The sequence below is a fragment of the Amycolatopsis magusensis genome, assembly GCF_017875555.1.
GTDB classification, from domain to species: domain Bacteria; phylum Actinomycetota; class Actinomycetes; order Mycobacteriales; family Pseudonocardiaceae; genus Amycolatopsis; species Amycolatopsis magusensis.
Genome location: NZ_JAGGMS010000001.1, coordinates 1,002,408 through 1,015,341, shown reverse-complemented (window position 1 = coordinate 1,015,341; position 12,934 = coordinate 1,002,408). Strand labels below are relative to the sequence as shown.

Below are 12,934 nucleotides of genomic sequence, written 5' to 3'. Positions count from 1 at the left end.
TGGTGCGAGGTGCTCGTACCCGTTGCTGTCCGGCTGGATACCCGTCACGCGCCCGGCCGTACGTCGGCGCGACGCTTGGCGAGTTCGATGTGGACTACCTGCTCACCACCGGCCGGCACGTCGACCCAGCTGGCTGCCGAGTCGGCCAGGGTGGTCAGCACGCGCCAGCCGAACGACCCGGAGCTCGGCGCTTCGCCGTCGGTCGACGGCACCGTGCCGCGGAATCGGAGCTGGCCGTCCTCCAGGACGAACCGGCAGGTCAGCAGGCTGCCCGCCTGCGCGCGGGTGATCAGCGTGGAGCAGGCCTCGTCGATCGCCAGCCGGAGGTCGGCGATGGTGTCGAGGTCGAAGTCCGCGCGGACGGCCAGGTTCGACACCAGCGCGCGGATGATCGGCAGGTGCGCCAGGTCGGCGCCGAGCCGCACCTCTATGTCATCCAGCGGGCCGATCTCGTCCAGCGCGGGCTGCTTGCCGTTTGTCACGTCCACCTCGTCAGTCGACCCGTTGTCGCGAAGCATTCTTACCCCGCGACGCAAAACCTGAAACCCGCTCTGAATCCTCCTGGGACGTGTGTCACGTTGTCTAGCGGGACACACCCGGTGCGTGCGGCGGAGTGCGGATGCTTAGGGTGCCGGTTGTGATGACCCAGTGACGTGGTGGCACGCGATACTGATCGCTCTCGCGGGGGTCTGGGCGGGCACCATCAACGCGGTCGTCGGTTCGGGCACCCTGGTCACCTTCCCGGTGCTGGTCGCCTTCGGCTACCCGCCGGTGACCGCGACGACCTCCAACGCGATCGGGCTGGCGCCCGGCACGATCAGCGGTGCCTGGGGCTACCGGCACGAACTGCGCGGGCAGGGCAGGCGACTGGCCGTCTACGGCATCGCGTCCTTCCTCGGCTCGGTCGGCGGCGCGCTGCTGCTGCTCGCGTTGCCCAAGGACGCCTTCGAAACCGTGGTGCCGGTGCTCGTCGGGCTCGCCGTGGTGCTGGTGATCATCCAGCCCAAGGTGTCCGGCTGGGTGGCCTCGCGGCGGGAGAACGAGCAGAAGCCGGAGCGGATCTACGCGCCGCTCCTGCTGTTCCTGCTCTTCCTCGTCGGCATCTACGGCGGCTACTTCACCGCCGCGCAGGGCATCATGATGGTGGCCTGCATGGGCATGCTGCTGTCCGATCCGGTGCAGCGGCTCAACGGCATGAAGAACGTGCTGTCCGCCGTGGTGAACGTGGTGGCGGGCACGATCTACGCCTTCGTCGCGCCGGTCGACTGGGCCGTGGTCGGCCTGCTGGCCGCCGGCTCGGTGCTCGGCGGCCTGCTCGGCGCGAAGATCGGGCGCAAGCTCTCCCCGGTGGTGCTGCGCGGGGTGATCGTGGTGGTCGGCCTCGCCGCGATCGTCCAGCTCGTGCTCAGGTGAGCGCCGGGAACGAGCGGGCGGCGGCCAGGAAGACCTCGTTCTCCTCGGGGGTGCCGATCGTCACGCGGGCGCCGTCGCCGGCGAACGGGCGCACGATCACCTTGTTCGCCAGCGCGTGCTCGGCGAACTCCGTGGTCTTCTCGCCCAGCGGCAGCCAGACGAAGTTCGCCTGCGACTCCGGGACCTGGTAACCGGCCTCCAGCAAGGCGTCCCGCACGCGGGTGCGCTCGCTGACGATCTCCGCGCAGCGCTCCAGCAGCTCGCTTTCGGCGTCGAGCGAGGCGATGGCGGCGGTCTGCGCGAGCGAGTTGACGCTGAACGGGATGAAGACCTGACGCAGGGCAGCGGTGATGTGCTCCGGCGCGACCGCGTACCCGACCCGCAGCCCGGCCAGCCCGTAGGCCTTGGAGAAGGTCCGCAGCACGGCGACGTTCCCGCGACCGGCGGCCAGCTCGAGGCCGTCCGGCACCTCCTGGTCGGTGACGAACTCGCGGTACGCCTCGTCCAGCACCACCAGCACGTGCGGTGGCACGGCGTCGAGGAAGCGCTCCAGCTGGGCGCGGCGGACCGCGGTCCCGGTGGGGTTGTTCGGGTTGCAGACGTAGACCAGCCGCGTCTTCGGGGTGATCGCGGCGAGCATGGCGTCCAGGTCGTGGGTGTGCCCGGCGTCCAGCGGCAGGGTGACCGCGGTGGCGCCGACGATCTGGGTGAGGATCGGGTAGGCCTCGAACGAGCGCCAGGCGAACATCACCTCGTCGCCCGGTTCGCACAACGCCTGGATCAGCTGCTGGCACAGGGCGACCGAGCCGCAGCCGACCGCGACCCGCTCCTGCGGGACGGCGAACCGGGTGGCGATGCGGTCGACCAGCGCCCACGCGCCCATGTCCGGGTACCGGTTGATCTCGGCCGCCGAAGCCGCGATCGCCGAGGCGACGCTCGGCAGCGGACCGGCGGGCACCTCGTTGCTGGCCAGCTTGATCGCACCGGGCAGGGAGCGGCCGGGCACGTACTTGGGCAGCGACTCGAGACCGGCGCGGGTCGGCACGACGGACGGAGTGGACATCAAGGCTCCTTGTGGGTCACTTGGTCTGCTCCTGCCACGTTAACCCGGTCGGATCCGCTGGTTGAGGTTGACTCGCGTTCACCCATCAGTGGTTGAGTAGGTACATGACGCATACCCACACCGACGACTACCGGCGCGCCGACGGCCGCGCGCTGCGCCTGACCTTCGCCGAGCCGGACGGCGTGGTCCGCGGCGGACTGGTGGTACTGCACGAAGCGGACGGCGTCACCGACGGGGTGCGCTTCCTGGTGTCCAGCCTGGCCGAAGAAGGCTGGCTGGCGGTGGCACCGCACATCTACGAAGCGGGCCAGGACGGCAAGCTCACCGGGCAGGACGTCCTGGACGCCACCGACATCACGCTGGCCTGGCTGGTCGAGCGCGGGGTGCAGGCCGATCTGCTCGGCGTGGTGGGCTTCGACCTCGGTGGCACGGCGGCGCTGGTGGTGGCTTCGAGCAGGCGGCTGGGGGCGGCGGTCAGCGTCGGCGGCCAGTCCTCGACGAACGACCTGCCCGCGCTGGTGGACATCGCGGGCAAGCTGACCAGCCCGTGGCTCGGCATCTACGGCGACTCCGGCGACGAGACCGGGGTGGCCGAGGTGGAGCGCCTGCGCGAGGTCGCCGCGTCGTCGAAGGTCGCCACGAACGTGGTCCGCTACCCGGGCGCCAACCACCGGTTCGACGCCGATCCCGGTGCCGCCGCGGAAGCCTGGCAGCGCACGCTCAGCTGGTTCGACGCGCATCTGCGCTGACGCGGGAGCGAACCGGTACTGCCCTGCGTCCAAGCCCGGTACAGTTCAGCTTTGAGTGTCACGCAGGGTGGGGATTCGAGATGGCTGCTGTGAACAAACCCGCGAGCACACCACCGCCGGCCTTCGGGTCCGCGGCGGGCGGCGCGCTCGCCCCGATCGCCGGGGATGTCCGGAACGTCAAGCAGGAGGCCAAGAAGGGCAGCCTCCAGCTCAGCGACGAAGCAGCGGAGGGGCTGCTCGGCGCGCTCGCCGAAATCGAGGCCACGGTCAACCAGCTGATCCGGGACTCGAAGGAACTGGACGTGCCGTTGCGGCTGGGCGCCAACTTCGTCGGCCGCACCATGGGCGAGCGCCTGCGCGAGGCGGCGACCTCGGCGGCGACCCCGGTGCTGCAGGACTTCGGGAGCGTGCTCAACGACCTCGAACTCACCGTGCGGGCCGCGCGGAAGAACTTCAAGGCCACCGACGCGGAGGCACAGGAACTCCTGGCCGAAGCGCGCCGGCGTCTGGACGACGTGGCGGACAGCGGTGAGCGCAGATGAACCGTCCCGACGAGGCGCGCTGCCTGCCGTATCCGCCGCCCTACCCGTCCGAAGAGCCCGAGCCGGTCGCCGGTGACCTGGGCATCCCGGTCGACTGGCTGACCTACCCGCACCCCGAGCTGTACACCATGGTGCACGAGGACGTGGACCTCGGCGGCGCGCAGACCGTGGCCGCGACCTGGGCGACCCTCGGCGACAAGCTGACGCAGATCGGCGCCGAACTGCGGGCCGCGATGGCGAAGGCGAGCCAGGGCTGGACCGGGGCGTCCGCGGAGAAGACCAAGGAGACCGTCGAGCGGCTCGCCGCCTGGTGCGACGAGACCGGCGTCCGGGCCACCGAGGTCTGCGGTTGCGTGACGCGGCAGGCGGAGAACGTGCGGGTCGCGATGAACGCCATGCCCGAGCCGCGGCTGACCGCGCTGCCGTACCCGATGCCCGCGGACGGCACGGCGGCCATGTCGTTCGCCGGTGGGCCGCAGCTGATCACCGACGACGAAGCCGACCGGCGCGGCGGCGACGAACTGCACCAGCGGGCCGCCGACGTGATGAAGCAGTTCCAGGAAGAGACGTACGAGGTCTACGGGACCGTGCCGGAGTTCAGCACGCCGACCGGTGAGCAGATCAGCTACCGCACGCCCGAGGTGCCGCCGGACGAGCCGACGCCGTCCGAGCCGGAACCCAAAACGGCACCGCCGGATGACTCGACCGGCGCCAGCGGTGTGACCGACAGCCCGGTCGACGGGGTGATCGGCGGCTACGCGTCGCCGTCGCCGTCGGCCCCGGTTCCGATGGTCGGTGGTGGTGGCCAGGTCGGCGGTGCCATGCAGGACCCGATCGCGGGCGGGCGCGCAGGGGCGCACCCGGGTGCGCCGGGACCGGGTGTCGCGCCCGCGGCCGCCGCAGCCGCCGCGCGTGGTGGTGGCACGGGCGGCATGCCGATGGGGGCGATGCCGATGGGCGCGGGCGGTCAGCGGCAGGAGGACGTCGAGCACAAGCTGCCGGGCTACCTGCAGGAAGAGGACAACATCTTCGCGGCCGACCTCAAGGTCGCGCCGCCGGTGCTCGGTGAAGAAGGGCCGCGTCGCCGTGCGTGACCCCGAAAGCGGCTGGATCCGCTTGTACCCCAACGAGTTCTTCCTGCTGTGGACGCGACTCGGGCTCGGTGAGCCGCCGAGCGTGCTCGGTATCCGGCACGTCGGTCGGACGGCCGCCGCCCGCCGGTGGCACGCCGAAGCCGCCGACGCCGAACTCAGCGCGCGGGACCTCGGCACGATGGACCACCCGGCGCGGGATCTGGTGCAGCTGCTGAAGATCCTGGGTGAAAGCGAACTGCGGCTCGACCTCCACCTCGCCGGGGAACGTGGCGAAATCCGATCGTTCTCGGCTGCCGGTCGCCAGGGCGCGGCGACGGCCGAGGTGATCGGCGGGGAGGTCCGCGTCGGTCCCGTGCGTGAGCCGATGCTGGTGGCGACCATGCTCGACGCGCTCAAGCCGTTGCCCGCGGCGCCGGGTGGCCCGGCGAACGTGCGGGTCGAGGACTTCCACGAGGCCTGCGCGGAAGGCGAACGCGACGGCCAGGCCGGGTTCCTGGGCAGGCTCGAGGACAGCGGCGTGCGCGGTGGCGAGGCGGGCATCCTGCTGCGGTTGCTCACCAAACGGACCGGCGGCGGGCAGATCGGCGCCGGGGTGCGCGGCCGTTCGGGGCGCTGGTCGCGGGCCGGCAGCGTGGTCAACTGGGTGGACACCGACGAAGGCCGGTACGCCCTGCGCACGCGCGGCGGCTGGCTGACCGCGACGCCCGTCGACCCGCTCCGGCTGAGGGTGTGGGCTCAGGACATGGTCGGGGAGCTCGTCGGTCAGTAGGCTCCGGCGCATGACCAGCGACACCCCCGAAGTGCTGTGGCGGCCGGATGTGAACCGGGACACCAAGATCGACCAGTTCCGCGGGTGGCTGCGGGACAACCGCGGGGTCGCGACCGACGACTACAACTCGCTGTGGGAGTACTCCACCACCGACCCTGCCGGGTTCTGGTCCGCGACCGCCGAGTTCCTGGGCGTGCGCTGGCACGACCAGCCGACCGAGGTCCTCTCCGGTGCCATGCCGTCCGCGCGCTGGTTCGAGGGCGGCACGCTGAACTACGCCGAGCACGCGCTGAGCCCCGGGGTCGCGGGCGCGCCCAAGGCCGACGACGAGCTGGCGGTGATCTTCCACCGCGAGGACGGCCTGGCGTCGCAGCTGACCTACGGCGCCCTGCGCGCCCAGGTCGCCGCCGCGCGATCGGCGTTGAAGGAACTGGGTGTGGAGAAGGGCGACCGGGTGGTCGCGCTGGCGCCGAACAGCCCGCAGACCCTGGTCGCCTTCCTGGCCGCGGCCAGCCTGGGCGCGGTGTGGTCCTCGTGCTCGCCGGACTTCGGCGTGCGCGCCATCGTGGACCGGTTCGCGCAGATCGAGCCGGTGGTGTTGATCGCGGTGAACGGCTACGCCTACAACGGCCGCTGGTTCGACACCCGGCCGACGGTGACCAAGCTGCGCGAGGAGATCCCGGGGCTCAAGGCGACCGTGCTGGTCGACTACGCCGGCGGGCCGCTGGCCGGCACGCACGACTGGGACACGCTGCTGGCCTCGCACGCCGGCGCCCCGCTGGAGTTCGACGCGGTGCCGTTCGACCACCCGCTGTGGGTGCTGTACTCCTCGGGCACGACGGGGTTGCCGAAGGGCATCGTGCACGGGCACGGCGGCATCGTGGTGGAGCACCTGAAGGCGCTGGCGCTGCAGAGCGATCTGGGGCCGGGTGAGCGGTTCTTCTGGTTCACCACCACCGGCTGGATGATGTGGAACTTCCTGATCTCGGGGCTGCTGGTCGGCTCGACGATCGTGTTGTTCGACGGCAGCCCGGGGTACCCGGACCTGAACGTGCTGTGGCAACTGGCCGAGCAGCACCGCGTGACGTACTTCGGCACGTCGGCGCCGTACATCCAGAGCTGTCTGAAGGCGCACGTCAAGCCTTCGCGGGACTACGACCTCACTGCGCTGCGCGCCCTCGGCTCGACCGGGGCGCCGCTGAGCCAGGAGGGTTTCCGCTGGATCGCCGACGAGGTGGGGCGGAAGGTGCAGATCTGCTCGGTGTCGGGCGGGACGGACCTGTGCACGGCCTTCGTCGGCGCGTCGCCGGACACGCCGGTGTGGCTGGGCGAGCTGTCGAACCGCTCGCTGGGTGCGGCGGTGCAGGCCTACGACGAGGCCGGGAACGCGGTCGTGGACGAGGTCGGCGAACTGGTGGTCACCGAGCCGATGCCGTCGATGCCGGTGTTCTTCTGGAACGATCCGGACGGCACCCGCCTGCGCGAGGCCTATTTTGATGTCTACCCGGGCATCTGGCGCCACGGAGATTGGATCAAGATCACATCCAGGGGCTCCGCGGTCATCTACGGCCGCAGCGACTCGACCCTGAACCGCGGCGGCGTCCGCATGGGCACGGCCGAGTTCTACCGCGTGGTGGAGAACTTCGAGCAGGTCGCGGACTCCCTGGTGATCGACACCTCGGCCGCGGGTGCCGAAGGTGAGCTGCTCTGTTTCCTGGTGCTGGCCCCGGGTTCGGCCCTGGAGGACATCGAGCCGTCGCTGCGCAAGGAGCTGCGGAGCGCCCTCTCACCGCGTCACGTGCCGGACCGGTTCGTGGTGGTGGAGGAGGTCCCGCGCACGCTGAACGGCAAGAAGTGCGAGGTGCCGGTGAAGAAGATCCTCTCCGGCGTGGACCCGGAGCGAGCGGTGAGCCGAGACGCCCTCCTCAACCCGGACGCCCTTACCCCATTCGTGGCTCTGTCTGCCCGCTGACCTGCGCTTATGCCTGATCCGGGGGGTGGCTTCACGAGGCTGATGGGCGGTGTGTAATCTTTACGAGCAGTGGTCGTTCGACCTGGGAGGCTTCGCCTAGTCTGGTCTATGGCGCCGCACTGCTAATGCGGTTGGGGGTAACCCCCCCTCCCGGGTTCAAATCCCGGAGCCTCCGCTGGAGCTCGGTCCGCCGAGCCCCACACCCGGTCGTCCGACCGGCACAACTGAACACGAGCGCCCGTAGCTCAACGGATAGAGCATCTGACTACGGATCAGAAGGTTAGGGGTTCGAATCCCTTCGGGCGCGCGTCTGGTTGAGACAGCGAAGAGCCCCCTGGCAACAGGGGGCTCTTTTCTTTGCGCTGCGCGCTTATTCGAAGCTGATCAGGAAGCGCAGGTTCTCCGGCTCGTCCTTGGTCAGCCAGAGCGGGAAGTGCGGCTGGTAGAGACCGCTCGCTACGCCCTTGAACCAGATCATCGGCCGCTTCTCGGTGAACGCGCGGCGCATCGCCACGTTCTGGAAGTGCAGCGGGTCGGTGCCGCGGTACATGTAGTAGCGAATCAGGCCGTTCGCATCCAACTCATCTTCGTAGGGCCGTTGTTTTTTCGGCGGTGTGTAGGTGGTGCGCAACGAAAGCGCCGAGCCGAGCTCTTTCGGCTTCCGGATTCCGGCTTGCGGGTCCATGAGCGGGATGCGCTTCCCCTCGAACCGGAACTCCTGCAGTAGACCGAACGGGATGCGTCCACCGTGCTTGGTGTTGAGTTCGGTCAGCCAAGTGAACGCCTGCCGGCGGAGGCGGCTGTCGTAGTCGGAGGCGTCGATGGTCGTGGTGAACGACCTCACAGCGGTGGTGGGGAGGGCGGCTGCGCGGTTGTGCGCCTTGAAAGTGCGGTCCAAGCCGACTGCGCGGAAAATCTGCTCAGCCTCGTGCTCGCCGAGGTACGTCTCGCGCAGGGTCTCTGCTGCGGCGAGGAGTGTTCTGGCTTCGAAGAGGTGCGCTACCACCTCTGGGCGCAGCCGACCACGGGCCGAATTGCGTCGCAGCCAGCTGCCGCTTCGAGACGGGGTTGGTGGTATCGGCTGGTCGTTGCCGTCGTGCAGCTCCCACAGGCGCCGCTCCAAGTGCACGAACGGCATCGCCGCGCGGTCGCGCTGGCTGGACTGGTCGGCTGGACCGAAGGCATCGATGAGCTGGCCCACCTGCTCTTCCGCCTCGGCGTAGGTCACCTCGGCCGAGTGGCTCTTGACGTAACGACCGAAAAGCCAGAGCAGGAGCAGTGGTTTGTGCTTGGCCCGTCCGCCAGCCGTGGAGGCAGTGCGTAAATTACGCAACTGGTCGAACAGTTCGCTCTCGTTCACTGCGCTCCACACCCTTGGGGTCCCCGTCACGCGTCAGTGTGAGCATAGCTGCGACTAAGAGTTGAGTCTCGGCCGTTCCGCGACCGAAGAGCCAGTACGGTCGGGTCCCATGACCGATCCACTCGCTGGGGAGGCGGACGAGCTCAGCGCCGCCCTCGATGACGTCGACCTCGATTCGCCGAGCACCACCAAGTTCGCCGAGTTCGAGTACGTGTTGGCGGCCCTGGGGCAGTTGCCGCGGAACCGGGTCTACGCGGTGGCGGTCAATCGAGCTCCCGAGTTGGCGGCCTTGGTGCAAACGGTGCCGGCGAACAACGCGTTCCTGCTGGCTGTGGTCGTCAAAGACGCAACGGAACTGACGCGCACGCGTGAGGCCGTCAAGCATTACTTGACCAGTGGCGGTGTGGCCGCAGCTTTGGTGATCGCGCGGCGGTCGACGAGTGGCTGGCAGCCGGCCTGGCTGGGCGTGCAGGTTGAAAGCGCGGATGCCCAGCTCACCGCCAAGATGACCGGCCTCGCCAGTCATCTGGCGCTCGAGGTCGACCGGGTCAAAGCACCGCCGGCGAGCAAGCGCGCGAGGAGGTGGCCGGGCCGGTCCCTGCGTGCGGCTCCCCAGCCCCTGGTCTTGGACGACCGGACCCGACGGATGCTGCGCGGTGCGGTGACTTCGCGAAGCGCGGTGATGTTGGTCGGACCGCCGGGGACGGGCAAGACCCAGTTGGTCGGCGAAGTCATCGACGCCGTGGCGAAGGATCCGGCGGCTTATGGGATGACCATGGCGCACGACTACCTGGTGGTCACGCCGGACGAGTCGTGGAGCGCGCGGGACTTGGTCGGCGGTGAGACCGTCGACGACACCTCGAAGGTGCGGTTCAGCCCCGGTCACGTGTTGGAGGCGATCTCCGAGGATCGGTGGCTGGTGCTCGACGAGGCCAACCGCGCGGACCTGGACCGCATCTTCTCAGGCTTGTTCACCTGGTTGACCGGCAACACGGTCATCGTCGGCCGGGTGAGCGGCGACCCCGACGCCAGCCCGATCTTCCTTGGCTGGGCGGACGGGCCGAAGAGCGAGGTGATCGGTGCGGAACTGCTCCGCTCCGGCGCACCCGACGACGGCCAAGGGGCGGTGCACTACCTCGCCGGCACGGAATGGCGGATGTTCGGCACCTACAACGCGGTCGACGCGCAGCGGGTGTTCCGCTTCGGCTTGGCACTCGGGCGCCGGTTCGCACACGTTCCCGTCGAGCTGCCTTCCGCAGCGGGCTTCAGCAAGGCGTTGGCGGATCGCCTCTCGAACCTGACCGTTCCGCTGCCGGACACGCTGCACCAGACGTTGGTTTCCGTGCTGGAGCGCATCTATCGAGCGCACGCCGCGTTGTCCGATGCCGAAATGGGACCAGCCGCGTTGCTGGCGATACCGGAGTACCTCGACGCCAAGGAGGTACCCGCTTCACTGGAGGAACTTCGAGAAAGGATCGCCGAGGCCTACCTCATGGGAATGGGGACTTGGCTCGCCACGCTCGATGACTCGTCTCTCGAGCAGTTGTCGACCGAAATCGGGCAGTCGGGCGCTCTCGGCGACCAATGGGATTGGCTGGTTGCGAAACTCGGTGGCTTGCGGTGACGGATGGGGAAAGCCGAAAAGAAGAGTCCCAGCGCCTGTCGTTGCCTTGGGAAGGTGTGCAAGAGCTGTTCCGGTACTGGTCGGGCAAAGGTGACCTCTTCGCCGGGCTTGCCGCGATCGTCGATGACAAAGGCCGGCCTTGGGAGGAGATCGACGTGCGGCGACGAGCTCACCGGGTCCTCTTCCAGAAGTGCCTGCCGATGATCGTCAAGTTGCCGACCAGGTCGGACAAGTGGTTGGCCGAACTGCCGGTTTCCTCCGCTCCGCGGCGCTACCGCGGTAGCGCACCGAGTTCGGGCACGGACTGGGTGGCCACTCGGCGGCACGGCTGGCCGCCGCGAACCTTCGAAGGGCGTACCCGGACTCGTCGGTCAGACCCGATCGCCGCGTCGGTGTTCAACTGGGTGGCACACCGGCTGCCCATCGTCCAGCGGGACGCCCTTCAGGTCGACAAGGAACTCGCCAAAGGCGTGTTGCCGCAGTTGGCGGCACTCCAGAAGGCTCGTGCTGAACTCGGCGTGGGCTCCACGGGCCTGGTCACCCCGGACCGGGTGACGCTTTCGGCGCTCGGTCGATCGGGCGTCGTCTGGCGAGAAATGTCCCGCCTTGCTGGCTTGCTGCGTCTGGAGGACTCGAAAGACCTGCTCAAACTGTCGAAGGAGCAGATCGCCCCGGACGATGAGCTCCGTCATCGGTTGTTCCACCTCGGCGCGCTCGGCCTCATGCTCGGAACTACTCGACGCTTGGGCTGGCGAGTGCTCAGTCTTCGGCCGTTGTCCGGCGCCCACCGGCGTGGCCCTGCCTTCGAGCTCGTTGACCCCGGTGGCGGCACCTGGGAACTGTGGTTCGAAGCGGGAGCCCTTTGGCGGCTGGCTGGTGTGAGGGAGCCCTACCTCGCAGCAACCGCCGGGGTGGCGGGCCGGGCGAACGTCAAGGAAGCAGACCTTCTGCTGATCGAGCGCAAGCGGCGCTTCGCGGTCGTCGTCGAGTGCAAGCTGAGCTCGGACTCGAGCTACATCCGCGCCGGGTACAGCCAGGTGGTCTCCTACCTGTCCGAAATCAGGGCGCACTTCGCTGACACTGGCTGTGCCTTCGTGCTGGGACCGCAAGAACTCATCCCCAGCGCCACAACCGGGGTGACCCACTCGGGAAGCGTCACCTTCTGCTCATCGGCGAGCTTCCCCAGCGACCTCGAAGCCGTGTTGCGAGGTGTGGTGTGAGCCTTGCGGACATCTCGAGGGAGGACGTGCTCAAGGCGATGGCCGAGTACGACCACCTGGGACGCGACAAGTTCCTGAGCCGATACGGATTTCGCACGTCTCGACGTTATGTCGTGGTGGCGGGTGCGTTCGAGTACGACTCGAAGGCATTGCTGGGGGTGGCCCATCGGTTCGCCACCGGCGAGGTGCTCAAGGCCGGGGACTTCAGCGGCGGGGGTGCAACTGTGGTTGCCAGGGCGATGGCACTCGGCTTCGAAGTCCGTGATCTGGAAGAGAGCTCCGGCGGGGTCAAGCTCGGCGAGATCGATGGTGTGCCGGAGGGCACCTGGTTCGCCAAGCGCGCTGATGTGGCAGCACGGGGTGTGCACCGCAACCAACAATGGGGGATTGTTGGTAACCAGCGCGACGGAGCCGAGTCGATCGTGGTGTCCGGTGGTTACGAGGATGACGAAGACTACGGCGACGTGATCATCTACACCGGGCACGGAGGCCGAGACAGGAAGCTCAAGAAGCAGGTCGCGGACCAGAGCTTCGAGGACTCCGGCAACGCCGCGTTGTTGACGAGCAAGATCATGGGCACGCCCGTGCGGGTGGTCCGTGGCAACACCGCAACGGGTTACCGCTACGACGGACTCTTCCGGGTTGAAGACTTCTCCCGAGGCCCGGGGCGGAGTGGGTTCAAAGTCTGCCGCTTCCGGATGGTCAAGATCCGCCCCGAAGACTTGGTCGACATCGAACCGGTTGCCCCGGCCGGCAACGCGAAACCGGTGCGGCGAACCACCTCGTCCCAGCGAGTGGTGCGGAAGACGGCGGTTGCCGACTTCGTGAAGGCGCTCCATGACCACACCTGCCAGATGTGCGGCACGCGGCTGACCATCCGAGGCCGAGGGTATTCGGAGGGTGCGCACATCAGGGCACTCGGACGGCCCCACGATGGTCCGGACGAGGCGGAGAACGTGCTCTGCCTGTGCCCGAACTGCCACGTGCGCTTCGACGGGGGTGAGGTGCTCATCGACAGTGACCTTTCTTTCGACCTGGACGGCGAGAAGAGGCAGCTGCTCCGGCGTCCTGGTCACGTGGTGAAGCGGGAGCACGTGGACTATCACCGGGCTCGACACAGTTGAGGGG

The 12,934-nt window shown here is 68.7% G+C and carries 12 protein-coding genes and 2 tRNA genes; 11 read left to right on the top strand and 3 right to left on the bottom strand.

Features of this window, described 5'->3' with window-relative positions; translation table 11 throughout:
• Nucleotides 1–44 precede the first annotated feature (44 nt).
• Nucleotides 45–518: an ATP-binding protein gene (locus JOM49_RS04870; protein WP_245369232.1), complete on the bottom strand. Its 474-nt coding sequence runs from the start codon at nt 516–518 to the stop codon at nt 45–47.
• 130 nt (nt 519–648) lie between these two features.
• Between JOM49_RS04870 and JOM49_RS04865 the strand changes: the two genes are divergently transcribed.
• Nucleotides 649–1,413, top strand: coding sequence for a sulfite exporter TauE/SafE family protein (locus JOM49_RS04865; RefSeq protein ID WP_209663152.1), 765 nt, complete (start codon nt 649–651; stop codon nt 1,411–1,413).
• On the opposite strand, the gene hisC is transcribed toward JOM49_RS04865, so the two are convergent.
• The gene (gene hisC, locus JOM49_RS04860) at nt 1,406–2,476 is read right to left on the bottom strand and encodes a histidinol-phosphate transaminase (RefSeq protein ID WP_209663151.1); all 1,071 of its coding nucleotides are present in this window, start codon (nt 2,474–2,476) and stop codon (nt 1,406–1,408) included. The genes JOM49_RS04865 and hisC overlap by 8 nt on opposite strands.
• Nucleotides 2,477–2,580: 104 nt before the next feature.
• On the opposite strand from hisC, the gene JOM49_RS04855 reads away from it, so the two are divergent.
• The 7 genes from JOM49_RS04855 to JOM49_RS04825 all read left to right on the top strand — a co-directional run bounded on the left by JOM49_RS04855 (nt 2,581) and on the right by JOM49_RS04825 (nt 7,909).
• The gene (locus JOM49_RS04855; RefSeq protein ID WP_209663150.1) at nt 2,581–3,225 is read left to right on the top strand and encodes a dienelactone hydrolase family protein; all 645 of its coding nucleotides are present in this window, start codon (nt 2,581–2,583) and stop codon (nt 3,223–3,225) included.
• Between the two features lie 80 nt (nt 3,226–3,305).
• Nucleotides 3,306–3,767 carry a hypothetical protein gene (locus tag JOM49_RS04850; protein WP_209663149.1) on the top strand — a complete coding sequence of 154 codons (462 nt, stop codon included), beginning with the start codon at nt 3,306–3,308 and terminating at the stop codon, nt 3,765–3,767.
• The gene (locus tag JOM49_RS04845; RefSeq protein ID WP_209663148.1) at nt 3,764–4,861 is read left to right on the top strand and encodes a WXG100 family type VII secretion target; all 1,098 of its coding nucleotides are present in this window, start codon (nt 3,764–3,766) and stop codon (nt 4,859–4,861) included. The genes JOM49_RS04850 and JOM49_RS04845 overlap by 4 nt, the downstream gene beginning before the upstream one ends.
• Nucleotides 4,833–5,630, top strand: coding sequence for an ESX secretion-associated protein EspG (locus JOM49_RS04840; protein WP_209663147.1), 798 nt, complete (start codon nt 4,833–4,835; stop codon nt 5,628–5,630). The genes JOM49_RS04845 and JOM49_RS04840 overlap by 29 nt, the downstream gene beginning before the upstream one ends.
• A gap of 10 nt (nt 5,631–5,640) precedes the next feature.
• Nucleotides 5,641–7,602, top strand: a complete 1,962-nt coding sequence (locus JOM49_RS04835) for an acetoacetate--CoA ligase (RefSeq protein ID WP_209663146.1) — start codon at nt 5,641–5,643, stop codon at nt 7,600–7,602.
• 85 nt (nt 7,603–7,687) lie between these two features.
• A tRNA-Ser gene (locus tag JOM49_RS04830) sits at nt 7,688–7,777 on the top strand.
• Nucleotides 7,778–7,836: 59 nt separating this feature from the next.
• Nucleotides 7,837–7,909: transfer RNA gene (locus JOM49_RS04825), tRNA-Arg, on the top strand.
• Between the two features lie 63 nt (nt 7,910–7,972).
• Here JOM49_RS04825 and JOM49_RS04820 read toward each other — a convergent pair.
• Entirely contained in the window at nt 7,973–8,962 is a 990-nt protein-coding gene (locus JOM49_RS04820) for a phosphorothioated DNA-binding restriction endonuclease family protein (RefSeq protein ID WP_209663145.1), read from the bottom strand.
• 109 nt (nt 8,963–9,071) lie between these two features.
• Between JOM49_RS04820 and JOM49_RS04815 the strand changes: the two genes are divergently transcribed.
• From JOM49_RS04815 to JOM49_RS04805, 3 genes are read left to right on the top strand one after another with little or no spacing between them, the layout of a single operon-like run.
• Nucleotides 9,072–10,586, top strand: a complete 1,515-nt coding sequence (locus JOM49_RS04815) for an AAA family ATPase (RefSeq protein WP_209663144.1) — start codon at nt 9,072–9,074, stop codon at nt 10,584–10,586.
• On the top strand, nt 10,583–11,806 hold the full coding sequence (locus tag JOM49_RS04810; protein WP_209663143.1) for a hypothetical protein: 1,224 nt from the start codon (nt 10,583–10,585) through the stop codon (nt 11,804–11,806). The genes JOM49_RS04815 and JOM49_RS04810 overlap by 4 nt, the downstream gene beginning before the upstream one ends.
• Nucleotides 11,803–12,930 carry a YDG/SRA domain-containing protein gene (locus JOM49_RS04805; protein ID WP_209663142.1) on the top strand — a complete coding sequence of 376 codons (1,128 nt, stop codon included), beginning with the start codon at nt 11,803–11,805 and terminating at the stop codon, nt 12,928–12,930. Before JOM49_RS04810 ends, JOM49_RS04805 begins: the two co-directional genes overlap by 4 nt.
• The last annotated feature ends 4 nt before the right edge of the window (nt 12,931–12,934 follow it).

What these genes read in the sequence shown, in the direction of transcription:
- JOM49_RS04870 (WP_245369232.1), bottom strand. Translation starts at nt 518, where the DNA reads ATGCTTCGCGACAACGGGTCGACTGACGAGGTGGACGTGACAAACGGC.
- hisC (WP_209663151.1), bottom strand. Translation starts at nt 2,476, where the DNA reads ATGTCCACTCCGTCCGTCGTGCCGACCCGCGCCGGTCTCGAGTCGCTG.
- JOM49_RS04855 (WP_209663150.1), top strand. Translation starts at nt 2,581, where the DNA reads ATGACGCATACCCACACCGACGACTACCGGCGCGCCGACGGCCGCGCG.
- JOM49_RS04850 (WP_209663149.1), top strand. Translation starts at nt 3,306, where the DNA reads ATGGCTGCTGTGAACAAACCCGCGAGCACACCACCGCCGGCCTTCGGG.
- JOM49_RS04845 (WP_209663148.1), top strand. Translation starts at nt 3,764, where the DNA reads ATGAACCGTCCCGACGAGGCGCGCTGCCTGCCGTATCCGCCGCCCTAC.
- JOM49_RS04835 (WP_209663146.1), top strand. Translation starts at nt 5,641, where the DNA reads ATGACCAGCGACACCCCCGAAGTGCTGTGGCGGCCGGATGTGAACCGG.
- JOM49_RS04815 (WP_209663144.1), top strand. Translation starts at nt 9,072, where the DNA reads ATGACCGATCCACTCGCTGGGGAGGCGGACGAGCTCAGCGCCGCCCTC.